This window comes from Streptomyces roseicoloratus, from assembly GCF_004117935.1.
Lineage (GTDB): Bacteria > Actinomycetota > Actinomycetes > Streptomycetales > Streptomycetaceae > Streptomyces > Streptomyces roseicoloratus.
In genome coordinates this window covers 1-18,896 of sequence record NZ_SDOY01000020.1, presented here as the reverse complement: position 1 = coordinate 18,896, position 18,896 = coordinate 1, and the positions used below count along the sequence as shown (strand labels likewise).

The 18,896-nt window shown below is 73.2% G+C and carries 14 protein-coding genes; 3 read left to right on the top strand and 11 right to left on the bottom strand.

Translation table 11 applies throughout. The annotated features are described in order from the left end of the window. Positions 1 to 370 precede the first annotated feature (370 nt). From ESG85_RS01815 to ESG85_RS01775, 9 genes are all read right to left on the bottom strand, one after another. On the bottom strand, positions 371 to 1,480 hold the full coding sequence (locus tag ESG85_RS01815) for a pseudouridine synthase (protein ID WP_128976230.1): 1,110 nt from the start codon (positions 1,478 to 1,480) through the stop codon (positions 371 to 373). Further along, positions 1,480 to 2,034, bottom strand: coding sequence for an SMC-Scp complex subunit ScpB (scpB, locus tag ESG85_RS01810; protein WP_246094769.1), 555 nt, complete (start codon positions 2,032 to 2,034; stop codon positions 1,480 to 1,482). Before scpB ends, ESG85_RS01815 begins: the two co-directional genes overlap by 1 nt. 125 nt (positions 2,035 to 2,159) lie before the next feature. Next, complete coding sequence (locus ESG85_RS01805; protein WP_128976229.1) at positions 2,160 to 3,392, bottom strand: segregation and condensation protein A; 1,233 nt, start codon at positions 3,390 to 3,392, stop codon at positions 2,160 to 2,162. 45 nt (positions 3,393 to 3,437) lie between these two features. Next, a complete protein-coding gene (locus tag ESG85_RS01800) occupies positions 3,438 to 3,959 on the bottom strand; it encodes a hypothetical protein (protein WP_128976228.1) in 522 nt (173 codons plus the stop codon). Then, positions 3,944 to 4,987, bottom strand: coding sequence for a ParA family protein (locus tag ESG85_RS01795; RefSeq protein ID WP_246094767.1), 1,044 nt, complete (start codon positions 4,985 to 4,987; stop codon positions 3,944 to 3,946). The genes ESG85_RS01800 and ESG85_RS01795 overlap by 16 nt, the downstream gene beginning before the upstream one ends. Before the next feature lie 452 nt (positions 4,988 to 5,439). Beyond that, positions 5,440 to 6,555: an alanine dehydrogenase gene (gene ald / locus ESG85_RS01790; RefSeq protein WP_128976226.1), complete on the bottom strand. Its 1,116-nt coding sequence runs from the start codon at positions 6,553 to 6,555 to the stop codon at positions 5,440 to 5,442. Between the two features lie 179 nt (positions 6,556 to 6,734). Next, positions 6,735 to 8,741 (bottom strand): tetratricopeptide repeat protein, encoded by a 2,007-nt coding sequence (locus tag ESG85_RS01785; RefSeq protein WP_425471134.1) that lies wholly within the window; start codon positions 8,739 to 8,741, stop codon positions 6,735 to 6,737. 242 nt (positions 8,742 to 8,983) lie between these two features. After that, positions 8,984 to 9,610: an NUDIX domain-containing protein gene (locus ESG85_RS01780; protein ID WP_128976224.1), complete on the bottom strand. Its 627-nt coding sequence runs from the start codon at positions 9,608 to 9,610 to the stop codon at positions 8,984 to 8,986. Between the two features lie 76 nt (positions 9,611 to 9,686). Beyond that, the gene (locus ESG85_RS01775; protein ID WP_128976223.1) at positions 9,687 to 11,345 is read right to left on the bottom strand and encodes a CTP synthase; all 1,659 of its coding nucleotides are present in this window, start codon (positions 11,343 to 11,345) and stop codon (positions 9,687 to 9,689) included. A gap of 509 nt (positions 11,346 to 11,854) precedes the next feature. On the opposite strand from ESG85_RS01775, the gene ESG85_RS01770 reads away from it, so the two are divergent. From ESG85_RS01770 to ESG85_RS01760, 3 genes are all read left to right on the top strand, one after another. Further along, positions 11,855 to 13,657: a glycoside hydrolase family 15 protein gene (locus ESG85_RS01770; protein ID WP_128976222.1), complete on the top strand. Its 1,803-nt coding sequence runs from the start codon at positions 11,855 to 11,857 to the stop codon at positions 13,655 to 13,657. An 84-nt stretch (positions 13,658 to 13,741) separates the two neighbouring features. Beyond that, entirely contained in the window at positions 13,742 to 15,130 is a 1,389-nt protein-coding gene (locus ESG85_RS01765; RefSeq protein ID WP_128976221.1) for an FAD-binding oxidoreductase, read from the top strand. A 99-nt stretch (positions 15,131 to 15,229) separates the two neighbouring features. Next, positions 15,230 to 16,852 carry a PucR family transcriptional regulator gene (locus ESG85_RS01760; protein WP_128976245.1) on the top strand — a complete coding sequence of 541 codons (1,623 nt, stop codon included), beginning with the start codon at positions 15,230 to 15,232 and terminating at the stop codon, positions 16,850 to 16,852. Positions 16,853 to 16,910: 58 nt separating this feature from the next. Here ESG85_RS01760 and ESG85_RS01755 read toward each other — a convergent pair whose 3' ends face one another. Together ESG85_RS01755 and ESG85_RS01750 are read right to left on the bottom strand one after the other, a co-directional pair. Next, positions 16,911 to 18,017, bottom strand: coding sequence for a glycosyltransferase family 4 protein (locus ESG85_RS01755; protein ID WP_128976220.1), 1,107 nt, complete (start codon positions 18,015 to 18,017; stop codon positions 16,911 to 16,913). 73 nt (positions 18,018 to 18,090) lie between these two features. Then, a complete protein-coding gene (locus tag ESG85_RS01750; RefSeq protein WP_128976244.1) occupies positions 18,091 to 18,855 on the bottom strand; it encodes a hypothetical protein in 765 nt (254 codons plus the stop codon). Between the last annotated feature and the right edge of the window lie 41 nt (positions 18,856 to 18,896).

Here is an 18,896-nt window from a genome sequence, read left to right as displayed (position 1 = left end):
TCCCCGCCGCGGACGGCGGGCCGCCGGAGCCTGGTCCACCCCCGTGGGTCCAGGTCCGTCGGCCGCGCGCGGCGGCGGGGGCGACGGGGAGGTTCACGGGACTCATGGCCGTCTCCTCGCACCTTTAAGAGTCACCTTGACTATAAATGGCGATGGGGCTCGGCCACAAGGACGAAGAAGGTCCGCGATGGGATGGGCAAGGGCCCGGCCCTGGTACGCGAGGCCGCGCGCCCGGGTACGCGAGGGGCCAGGACCGGGTACGCGAGGCCCCCGCCCGGGTACGCGAGGGGCCGCGACCGGGTACGCAAAGGGCCCGCGATCGCCGGGCGGGCGGTCGCGGGCCTCGCGTGAAGCGGAGGTGCGGGATCGGCTAGAGGCCGACCTCCTTCATCAGCATGCCGACCTCGGTGTTGCTGAGCCGGCGCAGCCAGCCCGACTTCTGGTCGCCCAGGGTGATGGGACCGAAGGCGGTGCGGACCAGCTTCTCCACCGGGAAGCCCGCCTCGGCGAGCATGCGGCGCACGATGTGCTTGCGGCCCTCGTGGAGCACGACCTCGACCAGGTAGTTCTTGCCGGTCTGCTCGACGACCCGGAAGTGGTCGGCGCGCGCGTAGCCGTCCTCCAGCTGGATGCCCTCCTTGAGCCGCTTGCCGACCTCGCGCGGCAGCGGGCCGGTGACGGCGGCCAGGTAGGTCTTCTTCACGCCGTACTTCGGGTGGGTGAGACGGTGGGCCAGCTCGCCGTGGTTGGTGAGCAGGATGATGCCCTCGGTCTCCGTGTCGAGCCGGCCCACGTGGAAGAGCCGGGTCTCGCGGTTGGTGACGTAGTCGCCGAGGCACTGCCGGCCGTCGGGGTCCTCCATGGTGGAGACGACACCGGCGGGCTTGTTCAGCGCGAAGAACTGGTACGACTGGGTCGCGACCGTCAGGCCGTCGACCCGGATCTCGTCCGATTCCTTCACCCGGAGGCCCTGCTCCAGGACGATCTCGCCGTTGACCTCGACGCGGGCCTGCTCGATGAGCTCCTCGCAGGCACGGCGGGAGCCGTAGCCGGCGCGGGCGAGCACCTTCTGCAGCCGCTCGCCCTCCTGCTCGGCACCCGGGAAGGTCTTCGGGGTCTTGATCGCGGGCTTGTTCGCGTAGCGCTCGCGGTTGCGCTCCTCCGCCCGGGCGTCGTACTCGCGCGAGCGCGCCGGGGCGGTGCGGCCGCCGCCGCGCTTCGGGGACTGCTTGGGACCGCCCTTGGCGCCGCCGCGGGCCGCGTCGCCGCGCCCGCGCTGCGGGGCGGCGCCGCCGGACGAGGGCATGTCCACGTCGTACTGGCGGTCCTCGGGGCGGGGCCGGCGCGGGCGGGCCGGGCTCTGGCCGCCGCCCCGCTCGTCGCGGTTGTTGCCCGCTCCCCGGTAGTTGCCGCGGCCGCCGCTCTTGGCACCACGGCTCCCGCCGTTGTTTCCGCTGTTCCTGCCGCTGCTGCTTCGCATCAAACTTCCGTCGTCTTGTCGTCGGCATCCGGGTCGAACGACGGAACGCCTTCCAGGGAGTCCGGCTCGACCGCCTCCGCCTCGGGGAGGAAGGGCGCGAGTTCCGGGAGTTCGTCCAGGCCGCGCAGGCCCATCCGCTCCAGGAAGTAGTTCGTCGTCCTGTACAGGATCGCACCTGTTTCGGGTTCCGCGCCCGCCTCCTCCACCAGACCGCGCTGGAGGAGGGTGCGCATGACGCCGTCGCAGTTCACTCCGCGCACGGCGGAGACGCGGGATCGGCTGACCGGCTGGCGGTACGCGACGACGGCGAGGGTCTCCAGGGCCGCCTGGGTGAGCCGGGCCTGCTGGCCGTCCAGGACGAAGGCCTCGACGGCGGACGCGTACTCGGCGCGGGTGTAGTAGCGCCAGCCGCCGGCGACCCGGCGCAGTTCGAAGCCGCGGCCCTGGACGGCGTACTCGTCGGCGAGTTCGCGCAGCGCGTCGCCGACCTCCCGCGGGGTGCGGTCGAGGACCTTGGCCAGATGGGCCTCGGTGACGGGCTCGTCGACGACCATGAGGACGGCTTCGAGGGCGGGCTTGATCGCGGTCCCGGAATCGGTCCCGGACCCGGGCTCGGTCCCGGGGACGGTCCCGGACCCGGCGGCGGTTCCGGCAGCGCTCCCGGCGGCGGTCGTGTCGGTCACGGGGCGTCCTCCTGGTCGAATTCGTCGGTGACGGCCCCGGACGGGTCCGCCTCCCCACCGGTCCAGGACACGGTGAGGTCGCCGAGGGCGGTCTCCTGGTCGAGGGCGACGGCCTTCTCCCGGTAGAGCTCCAGCAGGGCGAGGAAGCGGGCGACGACGGTGAGGGTGTCGTCGACGCCGGCCACGAGCTCCCGGAAGGTGACGGTGCCCTTCTCGCGCAGCAGGGCCACCACCACGGCGGCCTGCTCCCGCACGCTGACGAGCGGGGCGTGGATGTGGTCGACGTACACCTCGGGCCGGGCCTTCGGCTGCATGGCCTTGACCGCGAGCCGGGCGAAGCCCTCGGCGCCGACGGAGATGACGACCTCGGGCAGCAGCTCGGCGTGGTGCGGCTCGAGACCGACGGTGCGCGGGTGGCGCCGGCCTTCGGCCTCCCACCGCTCGGCGAAGATGTCGGCGATCCGCTTGTACGCGCGGTACTGCAGCAACCGCGCGAACAGCAGGTCCCTCGCCTCCAGGAGCGCGAGGTCCGCCTCGTCCTCGACCTCGGCGGCGGGCAGCAGCCGCGCGGCCTTCAGGTCGAGCAGGGTCGCGGCGACGACCAGGAACTCGGTCGTCTGGTCGAGGTCCCAGTCGGGTCCCATGGCGCGGATGTGCGCCATGAACTCGTCGGTCACCCGGGACAGGGCGACCTCGGTGACGTCCAGCTTGTGCTTGGCGATCAGCTGCAGCAGCAGGTCGAACGGCCCCTCGAAGTTCGCGAGCCGCACGGTGAACCGCCCGTCACCGGCGTCACCGCCGCCACCGCCGTCGCGGGGCCCTCCGGCTGCACCGGCTTCCTCCAGCCCTCCGGCTGCACCGCGGTCGTCGGCCTCCGCTGCCGCACCGGCCTCCTCGGCCCCTGTGGCCTCGCCGGCCGGATCGGTGAAGACCGCGTCCGCGCGTCCGGCGGACGCCTCGCCGGCCGTCGGCTCCTCGGCGGAATGGGCGCACTCGGCGGACTCCTCGGCGGGAGCCTCGCCGGCCGGCCCCTCCGGCCGCGCGGCCGGGGCCGGGGACAGCGCCGGGGGCGGGGGCTCCGCTGCGGGCGGGTCCGGCGTGGGAGGCGCGGCCTCCCACGCGGCCTCCGGCTCGCGCGGGACCGTCGGTGGTGACGTACCCGGCCCGCGTCCCAGTGCGCGGCGGCGGGCCGGACGGGACGTTTCGTCAGAGGGGGAGGGAGGGTGCATCGGGGTCCTGACGGGGCGGAGGTGCGGCAGTCCCGCAGGCTACCGTCAGCGGCCGCGCAGGCGGCGCACGAGGATGCTCGCGTCGCCGCGTGACTCCAGGTCCGCGAGGACCACCGCGACCGCCTCGCGGACGATCCGGCCGCGGTCGACCGCGAGGCCGTGCTCGCCGCGCAGCACCAGGCGCGCGTGCTCCAGGTCCATCAGTTCCTCGGCGGAGACGTAGACCGTGATCTTCTCGTCGTGGCGCTCACGCCCGCTCGGGCGCCGGTTGGCGGTGCGGCTCCGCCGGCGGGCCGGGTTCGCGGCCGGGGCGGCCGCCCCCTTCGCCGCCGGGGACGCGGGAGCGGACGCCGGCGCGGCGGGCTCCGCCGTCCTGGCGCGCGGCTCCGCCGCGTCCGTGTCCGCGGCCGTGTGCTCCGCGGAGCCCTCCGCCGCGGCGGCCGCTGCCGAGTCGCTCTCGCCCGCCGGTGCCGGTACGGTGCGGCGCGGCGAGGAGGGCTGGAGCGCCATCCCTCCGGTCGTACGGAACAGTTCGTCGGCGCCGGGCAGACTCACTCGGCGTGACACCGGGCGAGCACCTCCCTGGCGAGCTGACGGTAGGCGGCGGCGCCCACGCTGTTCGAGGCGTACGTGGTGATGGGCTCGCCGGCGACCGTGGTCTCCGGGAAGCGCACGGTCCGGCCGATCACCGTGTGGTACACGTGGTCGTCGAAGGCCTCGACGACGCGCGCGAGCACCTCGCGCGAGTGCACCGTCCGCGAGTCGTACATCGTGGCGAGGATGCCGTCGAGCTCCAGCTCGGGGTTGAGCCGCTCCTGGACCTTCTCGATGGTCTCGGTCAGCAGGGCCACACCGCGCAGCGCGAAGAACTCGCATTCCAGCGGCACGATGACCTTGTGAGCGGCCGTCAGGGCGTTCACGGTCAGCAGGCCGAGCGAGGGCTGACAGTCGATCACGATGTAGTCGTAGTCGTTCATCAGCGGCTTCAGCGCCCGCTGCAGGGTGGACTCGCGCGCGACCTCGCTGACCAGCTGCACCTCGGCGGCGGAGAGGTCGATGTTGCTCGGCAGCAGGTCCATGTTGGGCACGGCGGTCTTGAGCAGCACCTCGTCCGCCGACACGCCCCGCTCCATGAGCAGGTTGTAGACGGTGAGGTCGAGCTCCATCGGGTTCACGCCGAGGCCGACCGACAGGGCGCCCTGCGGGTCGAAGTCGACGAGCAGGACCCGTCGTCCGTACTCCGCGAGCGCGGCGCCCAGGTTGATGGTCGACGTGGTCTTGCCGACGCCGCCCTTCTGGTTGCACATCGCGATGATCTTCGCGGGGCCGTGGTCGGTCAGCGGGCCCGGGATCGGGAAGTACGGCAGGGGCCGTCCGGTGGGGCCGATCCGCTCGCGGCGCTGGCGGGCAGCGTCGGGTGCGAGGGTGGCCGCGTACTCCGGGTCGGGCTCGTACTCGGCGTCGGGGTCGTAGAAGTGCCCCTCGGGCACCTCGTCGTAGGCGGCGAAGTGGGTGGACTCTCGGCCCATCTCGTTGCCGGCCGTGGCGTTCACGTGTAGGCCGTCCGTCATCTTCATCGTATGGGCTGTCGTCATGGGCTGGTGCGTCGCGAAGGTCCGCACCGCGACGGAGCCGATCGGGGCCCCTGGCTCGCCACCCTCGGGAGTAAATGTCGACTCATTCACAAGTCGTCTTACCTCCTTGGATGTGGTCAGGAACATTTATCGATAGGTCAGCGTGGCACCATGCCGACGGTTGGCGACTCTATGGCGTGTCACCGCTCCGCAGCAACACAATCCGCCGGACCCGGCCCGATGTGTCGGCAACCGAACACCGCGCTGTCAAGGGTGCGCAGGCGGGAAACCGCACGTTTCAGGGGTGCGCGAAACGGTTAAAGAGTTACGTTCGAGGCGAGTTGACCGAGCGTCGGAACGTGGCCGGACACACATCGGGCCGGACCTTGCGTGACAAGGTCCGGCCCGGTGCGCGGGGTTGACGATGCGGGTTGACCGACCGTTTCTTCGGCCGTGCCGCAAGGCCCGTGGGGTCAGCCCAGGAGGCTGTGCAGCTCGAGGTGCTCGTAGCCGTGCGCCTCGGCGACCTCCTTGTAAACCACCTTGCCGTCATGGGTGTTGAGGCCCTTGGCGAGGGCGGCGTCGCGGCGCAGCGCCTCGACCCAGCCGTTGTTCGCCAGCGACACAATGTAGGGCAGCGTGGCGTTGGTGAGGGCGTAGGTGGAGGTGTTCGGGACCGCGCCCGGCATGTTGGCGACGCAGTAGAAGACCGAGTTGTGGACCTGGAAGGTCGGCTCGGCGTGGGTGGTCGGGTGGGAGTCCTCGAAGCAGCCGCCCTGGTCGATGGCAATGTCGACAAGGACACTTCCGGGCTTCATCTTGGCGACGAGCTCGTTGGTGACCAGCTTCGGGGCCTTGGCGCCCGGGATGAGGACGGCACCGACGACGAGGTCGGCCTCGATGACGGCCTTCTCCAGCTCGAAGGCGTTGGAGACGATCGTCTTGACCTTCGTGCCGAAGATCTTGTCGGCCTCGCGGAGCTTGTTGATGTCCTTGTCGAGCAGGGTCACGTGGAAGCCCAGGCCGATGGCGATCTGCACGGCGTTCCAGCCGGAGACGCCGCCGCCGATGACGACGCACTCGCCGGCGTGGGTGCCGGGGACGCCGCCGGGGAGCACGCCGCGGCCGCCGGCCGAGCGCATCAGGTGGTAGGCGCCGACCTGCGGGGCCAGGCGGCCCGCGACCTCGGACATCGGAGCGAGCAGCGGGAGCGCGCGGTTCGCGGTCTCGACCGTCTCGTACGCGATGGCGGTGGTGCCGGACTGCAGGAGGGCGTCCGTGCACTCCTTGGAGGCGGCGAGGTGCAGGTAGGTGAAGAGGGTCTGGTCCTTGCGGAGGCGGTGGTACTCCTCCGCGATCGGCTCCTTGACCTTGAGCAGCAGGTCGGCGGTGGCCCAGACCTCGTCGGCGGTGGCGAGGATCTCGGCGCCGGCGGCGACGTACTCCGCGTCCGTGATCGACGAGCCGACACCGGCGTTCTGCTCGATGAAGACCTGGTGGCCGTTGCGGACGAGCTCGTGGACACCGGCGGGGGTGATGGCCACGCGGTACTCGTTGTTCTTGACCTCGCGGGGGATGCCGACCTTCATCGTCGATCACGGTCCTTGTATCGGGGGGACAACTGGGGGTGCTGCGGCGCGTCAGAGCCAAAAGGTGTGACAAAGCCATTCATACCCGGATGCACTGCGGCGCACCGGGGCAGACCACGTTCGAACGCGGCGCGAACCAGTCTAATGAAGGAGTTCCTGCTGTCTAGCCTTTCAAAGTATTAATCTTCTCCGGAACCACTGCGGATTTCGTAGGCGGAAGCCTCGGTTCCCAGCAGTCTCTCCGCGGCCGACCTGTGCAGTCGGGCCGCCGCGGGGTCGCCGAGCCGGTCGAGGGTGTCGGCGAGCCTCAGCTGCAGCGCGGCCTGGAGCCGCTCGTCCTTCGCCCGGCGCGCCCACTCCACCGCTTCCTCGCAGGTCCGCAGCGACTCCTCGGGCCGGCCGGCGTACTCCTGCACCCGGGCGGCCTCGCTCAACGCCCGGGCGTAGCCGGGGAGATCGGCCAGCCGCCGGTAGCCCGCGGCGGCGGCGCGCCAGTTGCGCAGCGCCTCCCCGTACCGCCCGGCGTAGGTGTGCACCGCGCCGAGCCGGCCGTACAGCCGGGCCTGGTCCGCCCGCTCGTCGCGGGCCAGTCGCTGGGCCAGGGCGCGGCCGTACCAGTCGCCGGCCCGCTGCCAGTCCCCCAGCTCCTGATAGCTGCCGCCTACGGATTCCATTGCGCGGGCGGTCGCATACGGGTCATTTGCTTTGCGTCCGGCCTCCAAGGCCGACCGATATCGCAGCAAAGCGTCCTGGGTGCGTCCGGTCCTGGCGTCCAGGTCGGCGAGGTTCAGCAGGGCCGCGGCCTGCTCCCGGTGCAGCCCGCGCCGCTCGGCGACGTCCAGGACCAGCCGGTGCAGCCCGTAGAGGTCGGGCGCGGCGGCCTCGGCGCCCCGGTGCGCGGCGAGAGCCCGGACGAGCGCCGCGATCAGCCGGCGGGCCAGGGTGTCGAGCTCTCCGTCGGCGACGGCCAGCCGGGCGGCGGCGAGCAGCACGGGCCGGCGGCCTTCCAGCCAGGCGGCGGCGGTCGCCGTGTTCGGGAAGCGCAGGGCGCGGGGCAGTCCGGCGAGCTTGCGGCGGGCCGGGGATCCCTCGGGCTCGGTGACGGCGCGGCTGGACTGCAGCAGCCGTACCGTCCGCTCCAGCATCCGGGCCCGGGCCAGCTGCACCTCGGCCGGACGGTCGAGCTCCGCGAGCCGCTCCCGCAGCAGCGGCACCAGATGCCCCGGCACCTCGTACTGCCCCTCCCCCTGCCGTCCGTCCCCGCCGGGGATCTCCCGTACGAGACCGGAGGCGGCGAAGTCGGCGAGGGTGGTCGCGGCGGCGGACACCGAGCAGCCGGCCAGGGCGGAGGCGGTGTGGGCGTCGGCCCGGCCCAGCGGCGCCAGGCACAGATGACGCAGTATCCGGGCGGCCGGCTGCGGCAGCGACTCGTGGACCAGGGAGAAGGCCCGCTCGACCGGGTCGCCGGTGAGTGCCCGCAGCCGTTTGGTGAGGTCGGCGACCGAGGCCTTGGGGCGGGCGGCGAGCCAGCCCCCGGCCAGCACCAGGGCTCCGGGCAGTCCGCCGCACTCCTCGGCGAGGCTCTCGGCGGCCTGCGGGTCGACGGTGACGCGGACGGAGCCGGTGTAGCCGGTGAGCAGTTCGATGGCCGACTTGGGGTCGAGACCGCCGACCGTGCAGGGCCGGACGTCCGGGATGCCGGTGAGCGGACCGCGTGCCACGCCCACGACCAGGCTGTCGGGGTTGTCGGGCAGCAGGGGATCGACCTGCTCGGCGTCCACGGCGTCGTCGAGCAGCAGCAGCGCCCTGCGGCCGTCGAAGGCGCCGCGGACCAGGGCGGTGAGTTCGTCCTCGGCGGCGCCGGGCGGCTCGGGGACGCCGAGCGCGGCGAGCAGGTCCTGGGCGGCGCGGGTGGTGGGGACCGGGTCGCCGCCGGCCTCGGTGAGCCGCACCCGGAACACCCCGTCGGGGTACTCGGGGGCGAGCCGGCCGACCAGCTCCTCGGCGAGCGCGGTCCGCCCCGAGCCGGGCTTGCCCGCGATGAGCAGGACCCGGGCGCGGGGCGCCTTGCGGCCGGTCAGGGTGTCGAGCCCGGTGCGTTCGATGTCGGCCCGCAGTGCCTTCAACTCCCGCTGGCGACCGTAGAACTGCGAGGCGCCGACCGCTGCCACCGCCTGATCCGTCACGGGCCACGCTCCCGTCCACCTGCGCACGACCATCCCGTGGGAGGGCTCCGCACGGGCGATGTCGAGCGTAGTTCAGCGCAGGGGCCGGACCCGGCGGAGCGCGGCGGGCACATCGCCCGATCGGATCAGCGGATTGTCGGACCGCCCCGCCGCTCACCCCCCTCCCCCCGTCGACCCGCGGCGGGCCGGCGCGGGCGGACCGGCACGCGGCCGGGGCCGACCCGGGCCGGCCCGATCCCGTCCTATGCCTCGAAAGGCCGGGCCGGCCACGGCGCGTCGGCCGGGCGCAGGGCGTCCAGGCCGTCGCCCGCGCGGGCGGCCACCAGCGAGAGCACGCCGACGACGAGGCAGTTGTTGTGCAGCTCGCCGGCCAGGACACCGCGCACGAGCTGGTCCAGCGGCACCCGGGAGAGCTCCATGTCTGCCTCCTCCTCGGCGACCTCGTACCGCTCGCCCTCCGCCTCGGACAGCCCGCGCGCCAGGAAGATCCGCACGGCCTCGTCGCAGCCGCCCGGCGTGGTGTAGACGTCGGTCAGCACCCGCCAGTCCTCGGCCTTGACGTGCGCCTCCTCGTACAGCTCGCGCTGCGCGGCGTGCAGCGGGTTCTCGCCGGGCACGTCGAGCAGGCCGGCCGGGATCTCCCACAGCTTCTGCCGCACCGGGTGCCGGTACTGCTTGAGCAGCACGACCCGGTCCTGGTCGTCGAGCGCGAGGACGGCGACCGAGCCGGGGTGGACCTGGTAGTCGCGGCGGACGACCGCGCCGTCCGGCATGACCACGTCGTCCGTGCGGACACTCGTCTTGTTGCCCGTGAAGGGGGTGGTGGTGGCGACGACCTGCCACTCCTCCGGGGTGTCCTGCACCTGCATCAGTTGTCCTCCCACATACGAAAGCCGGGGTACGGGCCCCGTGGACCCGTACCCCGGCAACGGTAACGCCAGTGATCTACCGGGCGGCGCGGCCCGTCTTGCGCTCGACGGCCGCCTTCACCAGACCGGCGAACAGCGGGTGCGGGCGGGTCGGGCGGGACTTGAGCTCCGGGTGCGCCTGGGTGGCGACCAGGTAGGGGTGGACGTCCTTCGGGTACTCGACGAACTCGACGAGCTTGTTGTCCGGGGACGTGCCGGAGAAGACCAGACCGGCCTTCTTCTCCAGCTCCGCGCGGTAGGCGTTGTTCACCTCGTAGCGGTGGCGGTGGCGCTCCTCGACGTACGGCTCGTCGGCGTAGGTCTCGCGGACGACCGAGCCCTCGGCGAGCTTGGCCGGGTAGAGGCCCAGGCGCATCGTTCCGCCCAGGTCGCCGGCGCCCTCGACGTAGGCCAGCTGCTCCTCCATCGTCGAGACGACGGGGTGCGCGGTGGCCGGGTCGAACTCGGTGGAGTTGGCCTCGGGGATGTCGGCCAGGTTGCGGGCGGCCTCGATCACGATGCACTGCAGGCCGAGGCAGATGCCGAGCAGCGGCACCTTGTTCTCGCGGGCGTAGCGGATGGCGCCGACCTTGCCGGCCACACCGCGGTCGCCGAAGCCGCCGGGGATGAGGACGGCGTCGCAGTCGCCGAGCTGCTTCTCGGCGCCGGCCTCGGTCTTGCAGTCGTCGGAGGTGACCCACTTGACCTTGACCCGGGCCTTGTTGGCGAAGCCGCCGGCGCGCATGGCCTCGGTGACCGAGAGGTAGGCGTCGGGCAGGTCGATGTACTTGCCGACGAGCGCGACGGTGACCTCGTGCTCCGGGTTGTGGACGCGGTCCAGGAGGTCCTCCCAGACGGTCCAGTCCACGTCGCGGAAGGGCAGGTCGAGCTTGCGGACGACGTAGGCGTCCAGGCCCTCGGTGTGCAGCACCTTCGGGATGTCGTAGATCGACGGGGCGTCGATGGCGGCGACGACCGCGGCCTCGTCGACGTCGCACATCAGCGAGATCTTGCGCTTGATGGCGGTCGGGACCTCGCGGTCGGCGCGCAGCACGATGGCGTCGGGCTGGATGCCGATGTTGCGCAGGGCGGCGACGGAGTGCTGGGTCGGCTTGGTCTTCAGCTCGCCGGAGGGGCCGATGTAGGGCAGCAGCGAGATGTGCACGACGAAGACGTTGTCGCGGCCGACCTCGTGGCGGACCTGGCGGACGGTCTCCAGGAAGGGCAGCGACTCGATGTCGCCGACGGTGCCGCCGACCTCGGTGATGACGACGTCGACGTCGTCGGTGGCCATGCGGCGGATGCGGGACTTGATCTCGTTCGTGATGTGCGGGATGACCTGCACGGTGTCGCCGAGGTACTCGCCGCGCCGCTCCTTGGCGATGACCTGCGAGTAGACCTGGCCGGTGGTGACGTTGGCCGAGCCGTCGAGGTCGACGTCGAGGAAGCGCTCGTAGTGGCCGATGTCCAGGTCGGTCTCGGCGCCGTCGTTGGTGACGAACACCTCGCCGTGCTGGAACGGGTTCATCGTGCCGGGGTCGACGTTCAGGTACGGGTCGAGCTTCTGCATGGTGACCCGCAGGCCCCGGGCCTTGAGGAGCGCACCCAGGCTGGAGGCGGTCAGGCCCTTGCCGAGGGAGGAGGCGACACCCCCGGTGACGAAGATGTGCTTGGTCGTCGTGGTGTTGGGCGGCATCGCCAAGAGGGGGCTCCCGTGGTCGCGTTCTGGAGGTGCGTTCCGGCGTGCCCTCCGGAAGAATCGGGGGATGCCGTCGCTGCGGTTGCGGGGTCCTCGGCTGTCGCCGTTTCCCACCGGTCCACGGGGTACCAGGGTATCAGCGACATCGGGAGACCGCTTCCGGCCACACGGGGCAGTCGGGTGCACACGGTGGGCGACACGCCGGGCCGGTCACCGGCTCGACCAGGCACCATGGGTGGGGGCGCAGCCGTCGGGCGGGCCGGGTCAAGACCTGTTCACCCGAACGGCGCAGCGGTGTTACAAGATCGGCGCAGCCGGTCCATAGGGTGCGTCGTATCCTGCTCGGACATGCGCTGCCGAGCCGGACCGGCACGGCACCACCCCCGCCTGTCAGCCGGACCAGAGGCTCGTCAACGATCCCTTGACCCGCTGACCTGTACGACTCGCCCTCCGGGGCGGAAACGCCCCGCGGGGCGGACGTGGCCGTTCGATCTGGAGTGAAGCACGTGGCCGGGCGCATCGAGGATTACGCACTCATCGGAGACATGCAGACCGCCGCCCTGGTCTGCCGGGACGGCAGTGTCGACTGGCTCTGCCTGCCCCGCTTCGATTCGCACGCAGTCTTCGCGGGGCTGCTCGGCACCGAGGAGCACGGCTTCTGGCGGGTCGGCCCGGCCGACCCCGACGGCGCCGCGGCGGTCCCCGCCGACCGGCGCCGCTACCGCGGCGACTCGCTCATCCTGGAGTCCGAGTGGGACACCCCGCGCGGCACGGTCCGGGTGACCGACTTCATGCCCCCGCGCGACGGCGCGCCGCAGCTGATCCGGGTGGTCGAGGGCATCAGCGGCCGGGTGCCGATGCGCTCCAGCCTGCGCATGCGCTTCAGCTACGGCCGGGTGGTGCCCTGGGTGCACAAGGTCGGCGAGCGCACGGTGGCCGTCGCGGGCCCCGACTCGGTGTGGCTGGACACCGACGTGGAGACCCATGGCAAGGACCTCACCACGTACTCCGAGTTCACCGTCACGCCCGGCGACAAGGTCACCTTCACGCTGTCCTGGCAGCCCTCGCACAAGGAGCCGCCGGCGCTGCCGGACCCGGAGGGCTCGCTGGAGGCGACCGTCGACTTCTGGCGCGAGTGGGTCGAGCACTGCACGTACCACGGGCCGTACCGCGAGGCGGTGATCCGCTCCCTGATCACCCTCAAGGCCCTGACGTACGCGCCGACCGGCGGCATCGTGGCCGCGCCGACCACCTCGCTGCCCGAGGAGATCGGCGGCGTCCGCAACTGGGACTACCGCTACACCTGGCTGCGGGACGCGGCGATCACCCTCTCCTCGATGCTGCGCACCGGCTACCGCGAGGAGGCCCGCGCCTGGCGGGACTGGCTGCTCCGCGCGGTCGCGGGCGACCCGGAGAACCTGCAGATCATGTACGGCATCGCCGGCGAGCGCGAGCTCGGCGAGGCGGAGCTGGACTGGCTGCCGGGCTACGAGAACTCCGGCCCGGTCCGGGTCGGCAACGGCGCCGCCAACCAGCTCCAGCTCGACGTCTACGGCGAGGTCACCGAGGCCCTGCACCTGGCGCACATGACGGGCCTGTCCCGCAACGACTACGCCTCGCTGCTGCAGATCAAGCTGATCAACTACCTGGAGAAGAACTGGGACCAGCCCGACGAGGGCATCTGGGAGGTGCGCGGGCCGCGGCGCCACTTCACCCACTCCAAGGTGATGGCCTGGGTGGCGGTGGACCGCACGATCAAGCTCATCGAGTCCGGCGACGCGGACGGCCCCCTGGAGCGCTGGCGCGAGCTGCGCGAGGAGATCCACCGGGACGTCTGCGAGAAGGGCTACGACAAGGAGCGCAACACCTTCACCCAGTCCTACGGCTCCCAGGAGCTGGACGCCTCGCTGCTGCTGATCCCGCAGATGGGCTTCCTGCCGCCGGACGACAAGCGGGTGATCGGCACGATCGAGGCGATCCAGCGGGAGCTGTCCACGGAGGACGGCTTCGTGCTGCGCTACCCGACGGCCGGCGAGGAGGCCGGCGTGGACGGCCTGGAGGGCGACGAGGGCGCGTTCCTCGCCTGTTCGTTCTGGCTGGCGGACGACCTGGCGATGATCGGCCGGGTCGACGAGGCCCGCAAGCTGTTCGAGCGTCTGCTGTCGCTCCGCAACGACCTGGGGCTGCTCGCCGAGGAGTGGGACCCGCGGCTGCAGCGTCAGGTGGGCAACTTCCCGCAGGCCTTCAGCCACGTCCCGCTGATCGACACGGCCCTGCGGCTGACGGCGTCGGGCGCGTACGGGGGCTGACGTCCCGAGCGGCGGGGGGCGGGACCGCGTCCTACGATGAAGGGGTCCTGTCCCCCGTGTCGCACGCGAAAGGGGGGCACTGCCATGGCTCCCCAGACCACCGTTCCCGACAAGGCCCTGGCGGGTCTCCGAGAGGACCTGGCGGGCGAGGTGCTCGTGCCCGGCGATCCGGGTTACGACGAGGCCCGAGCCGTCTTCAACGGGATGATCGACCGGCGCCCCGCCGTCATCGCCCAGTGCGAGACGCCCGAGGACGTGTCGAACGCCGTGGTGTTCGGTCGCGAGACCGGACTGCCGATCGCGGTCCGCGGCGGCGGGCACAGCGTGGCCGGTACGGCGCTCAACGACGGCGGGCTCGTGGTGGACCTGCGGCGGATGCACGCGGTGGTCGTCGACCCCGAGGCCATGACGGTACGGGTCGAGGGCGGCGCCACGATGAGCCACCTGGACCACGCCTGCCGGCCGTTCCACGTGGCGGTGACCGGCGGCCGGGCGTCCACGACCGGCGTCGGCGGCTTCACGCTCGGCGGCGGATCGGGCTGGCTGGAGCGGAAGTTCGGGCTCGCCTGCGACAACCTGCTGTCCCTGGACCTGATCACCGCCGAGGGCAAGCACGTCCACACCGACGCCGAGGAGAACCCGGACCTGTTCTGGGCGCTGCACGGCGGCGGCGGGAACTTCGGCGTGGTCACCTCGATGACCCTGCGGGTGCATCCGCTGCCGGAGTTCTCCTTCGCGATGCTGCTGTTCCCGAAGGAGGCCGGCCCCGACGTCGTCCGGGCGTACCGGGACCTGCTGACGGACGCGCCGGACGAGGCCGGCGGCGGTGTGATCTACCTCAACGCGCCGCCCGAGGAGTTCATCCCCGTCGAGATGCAGGGCACGCTGCTCAGCGGCGCCCTGGTGACGTGGGCCGGGCCCGCGGCGGAGGTCCGCGGGTTCGCCGAGCCGCTGTTCGCGCTGAAACCGCCGGTGGAGCTCCTGATGGACCTGCCGTACGTGGACTTCCAGTGCATGCTGGACGACCCGCCGGGGATGCGGAACTACTGGTCGGCCGAGTACCTGTCGGCGTTCCCCGATCCGGCGGTGGACGTGTTCTGCGCCCGCGCGGACGGGATGATCGTGCCCTCGGGCATGCAGCACGTGCTGTTCCCGCTGGGCGGGCGGGTCGCCCGCGGCCCGGCGGACTCCCCGATCCCGTGGCGGTCGGCGCCGTGGGGCGTGCACCCGTTCGCGGTGTGGGAGGACCCGGCCGACGACGAGCGGGCGATCCAGTGGGTCAGGGACGTACGGGCGGACGTCCTGCCGTGGTCGACCGGCGCCGTGTACCTGAACTTCACCGGCGACGAGGGCCGGCAGCGGGTGGTGGAGGGCTTCGGCGCGGAGAACTACCAGCGCCTGGCCCGGGTCAAGGCGGCCTACGACCCCGACAACGTCTTCCGCTTCAACCACAACATCGCACCGGCCGCCTGAGCCCGCCGGCCGTGTGAGCCCGCCGGCCGTGTGAGCAGGCCGTTCGCCGGCCCGGGCTTCTCCGGCGGGGCCCGCGGCGGGTAGCGTCCGTGCATGTCCATGGAACGTCAGGGCGGGATCACCGTGCAGCGGGCGCTCGAGCTCCCGGGGTTGCGGAGCGGGCTCCCGGAGGTCGTCGCGGGCGCGGACCGGCTGCACCGCACCGTGCGCTGGGTCCACGCCGGCGAGGTGCCGAACATCGCCTCGCTGCTCAAGGGCGGCGAACTGCTGCTCACCACCGGAATGGGTCTGGGCACCCGTCCGGCGGAGCAGCGGGCCTTCGTACGGCGGCTCGCGGAGCGCGGCATCGCGGCGCTCGTGGTGGAACTCGGCCCGCGGTTCGCCCGGCTTCCGGCGACGATCGTGGAGACGGCGCGGACCGCCGGACTGCCGCTGGTCCAGCTGCACCGCGAGGTGCCGTTCGTCGCCGTGACCGAGGAGATCCACACCGAGATCGTCAACGGCCACTACGCGCTGCTGCGGCAGGCGGAGGAGGTCCACCGGCAGTGCACCGAGGCGCTGCTCGGCGGCGGCGGGGTGCCGCAGGTGCTGCGGATCCTGGCCGACTTCGCGCTCAACCCGGTCTTCCTGGAGACCGCCGACGGCCGGCTGCTCTACGCGGCGGGCACCGAGTCCGAGCCCGCCGACCCGCTCCAGGTGTGGGACGGGCTGCGCGGACAGCGCGCGGCGCGCGAGTCGGGCCCGCCGGCCGGCACGATCCTGGTCGACGTGCCGGGCGGCGGTCCCGGCACGTCGTCGGTGCGGGCGCGGCTGGTGCTGTCGGCCGTGTCCTCGTCGCTGTCCCCCGTGCACCGGATGGCGGCGGAGCGGGCGGCGGGACTGCTCGCGGTCGTCCTGATGCAGGCCCGGCAGGAGGAGGAGCTGGCGGCCCGCGGCCGCGGCGACTTCCTCACGGACCTCGCCGAGGGCCGGATCACGGCGGAGGACGCGCCGGCGCAGGCCCGTGTCCTCGGCTTCCGGCCGGGTGACGGCCCGCTCCTTCCGGTCGTGATGCGCCTGGCCTCCGAGCTGTCCCCGTCCGGCAACTGGGCCCTCCTGGCGCGGGCCGTCCTGGAGGAGCTGTCCTCGGTCGGCGTGCCCGTCCTGCTCGGCGTCCGCCCGGTGGAGGGCCGGGTCCCGCTGCTGCTCGGCCTGCGCACGGAGTCGGAGCGCACGGCGGTGGCTGACCGGGTCGCGGCGGCGCTGCGGGCCGGTGTCGAACGGGCCGGCCTGGAGCGCGCCGGCGCCCATCCGCCGGTCGTGGTGGTGGGCGTGGCGGGCGGCTGGGCGGCGGCGTCGGCGGGGCTGCGGCACGCGGCGGAGACGGCGACGGCGGCGCAGGGCCTGTCGGACCGCCCGTGGTACGACGCCCGCCGCCTGGACACCGACCTGCTGCTGTGGCGACTGCGGGACCACCCGGACCTGGCGGCGTTCGTGGACCGCGCGATCGGCCCGCTGCGCGACCACGACCGCACGTCCCGGCCGCCGTTGCTGCCGACCCTGGAGACCTATCTGGCCCACGCGGGCCGCAAGGCGGAGACGGCCCGCGAGCTCCACCTCAACCGCCAGACCCTCTACAACCGGCTGGCCCGCATCTCGGAACTCCTCGGCACGGACCTGGACGACCCCCAGACGGTCCTGGCCCTGAGCCTGGCGCTGAGGGCCCGCCGCCACACGGCCTGAAGGGCACGGCCTTCCGACGGTGGCGCAGCACGACTCCGCCCGTGCCCGGACCGACGCGTCAGGGTCTTCGCGACGGGCCCAGGCGGTCCGACAGTTCGTCGTACACGCTCAGGACGTGCGCGATCGTCTCATCCTCCGTCGGCCAGGTGCCCGCCTGCACCCGCCCGGCCGCCGCCAGGTCCATGCGGCGGTCGGCGTCGTCCAGCAGACCCCGTACGGCGCTCGCGACGGCGTCCGCGTCGCCGTACGGCACGAGTTCCGCCGCGTCGCCGACGAGTTCGGGCACGCCCCCGACCGCCGTGGCGACGAGCGGCACGCCGAGCCGCAGGGCCTCCTGCGCGAGCAGGGAACGGGCCTCCCAGCGCGAGGGCAGGACCGCGACGTCCGCCGCCGCGAGCAGCTCCGCCACGTCGTCCCGGCGCCCGATCAGCCGTACCGCGAGGTCTTCCGCCTCGATCCGCCGCTGCAGCGCGGGCCGTTCGGGGCCCTCGCCGGCGATGACGAGCAGCGGCGGCGGGTCGAGGTCCCGCCACGTCCGCGCCGCGTCGAGCAGCGTCCCGTAGCCCCGCCCCGGCTCCAGCGCGCCGACGGCCATCAGCAGCGGCCGGTCCACCGCGCCGAGTTCCGCCCGGGCCTTGCCGTCGTGCAGGCAGACCGGTGCCCGCGAGGCGGGAACGGTGACCGGCGCGAGCCGGGCGTCGCGGGCGCCGCGCCGCCGGGCCCGGTCGACGAGCTCGGACGAGGTGCCGAGGACGACGGACGCCGCCCGTACGGTCGTGCGCTCCAGGAGCCGCACGAGTCCGGCCCGCGCGCCCGCCACGTGGCCGCGCGTGTGCCAGGTCGTGACGAGCGGGGTGCGCGGCGCGGGAGCGCCGGACAGCGCGAGCGAGGCCCGCACGGAGGCGTCGAGGCCGTGCGCGTGCACGACGTCGGCGCCGATGAACGCGTTGCGCAGCACGGCGACCGCCGCCGGGCCGCCCCGGCGCGCGGCGGGCACGTAGTGCGCGCCGGTGCCCGCGAAGTCGTAGACGTGGTCGAGTTCGGGCGGGGCGCACACGGTCACCCGCACGCCCCTTGCCACGAGCCCCGAGGCAAGCGATCTGACGTGCGCGCTGCTGCCCGCGCTGCCGCCGCCCAGCACTTGGACCGTACGGAGCTGTGTCACGCGCCCAAGAATGCCAGTCCGTACGCACGTTCCGGCACCGAAGCCCCCGCGTTGTCGTGGCGCCCGCCGTAACTTACCGGCCAGGATCACCCACACGGGTGAGCGCAGGCGAGGGCGCGGAGGCGCGCGCGAGCTCGCTCACGCGCTCCCCGTACACGGCCGCGGCGACCAGACCGGCGGCGTGGGCGGCGAGCCCGAGCCGCCCGTTGACGGCGGCGACCGAGGTGCCGAGCGCGGCTCCGAGCGCGTGGGCGCCCATGTCACCGAGCATGGTGCGCTCGGCCAGGTCGTCGGCGAGGACCGCCGCCGCGGCGCCCATGGGGGCGGCGGGAAGCGATCCGCGCAGCAGCCCCGGCGCGCCGAGCCCGAGCACGAGCAGTCCGGCCCGACCGGGCCGCACGTCCACCAGGTTGACGAGGTGGGCCGTCCCGGCGACGACGACACCCGCGAGGGCCATGTCCAGCGGGCGTTCCTTGAGCAGCGCCCCGGCCACGAGCCCGGCGGCGCCGATGCCGAGGAGCTTGACGGCCCCGCTGGTGACCTCGCCGTGCCGCAACGCCGTCAGATGGGCCCGGAAGCCCCGCCGTTCGTCGCCGCGCAGGTCGTCGTGGCGCCCGCACGCGGCGCCGGCGACGGTGGCGAGCACGGCCGGCGCCCCGGGAAGGGCCGCGAGAGCGGTGCCGAGGGCGACCGCGGCTCCGGCCTGGGTGTGCACCGTCCGGCCGGCGTGGTTGGTCCGCTCCCAGCTCGCCGCGCTGCCCGGCGGTCGCCGGAGCAGCTGCCCGTGCGCGACCCGCGTGGCACCGAAGGCGACGGCGAACCGTACGGCCCGGTCCACGACGGCGGCCGCCCGCCCCGCCGACCGCCGGACGGCCGGTC

Coding starts and splice junctions, on each gene's coding strand:
- ESG85_RS01815 (WP_128976230.1), bottom strand. CDS start 1,480: ATGCGAAGCAGCAGCGGCAGGAACAGCGGAAACAACGGCGGGAGCCGT.
- scpB (WP_246094769.1), bottom strand. CDS start 2,034: ATGGTCGTCGACGAGCCCGTCACCGAGGCCCATCTGGCCAAGGTCCTC.
- ESG85_RS01805 (WP_128976229.1), bottom strand. CDS start 3,392: ATGCACCCTCCCTCCCCCTCTGACGAAACGTCCCGTCCGGCCCGCCGC.
- ESG85_RS01795 (WP_246094767.1), bottom strand. CDS start 4,987: ATGACGACAGCCCATACGATGAAGATGACGGACGGCCTACACGTGAAC.
- ald (WP_128976226.1), bottom strand. CDS start 6,555: ATGAAGGTCGGCATCCCCCGCGAGGTCAAGAACAACGAGTACCGCGTG.
- ESG85_RS01780 (WP_128976224.1), bottom strand. CDS start 9,610: ATGCAGGTGCAGGACACCCCGGAGGAGTGGCAGGTCGTCGCCACCACC.
- ESG85_RS01775 (WP_128976223.1), bottom strand. CDS start 11,345: ATGCCGCCCAACACCACGACGACCAAGCACATCTTCGTCACCGGGGGT.
- ESG85_RS01765 (WP_128976221.1), top strand. CDS start 13,742: ATGGCTCCCCAGACCACCGTTCCCGACAAGGCCCTGGCGGGTCTCCGA.
- ESG85_RS01760 (WP_128976245.1), top strand. CDS start 15,230: ATGGAACGTCAGGGCGGGATCACCGTGCAGCGGGCGCTCGAGCTCCCG.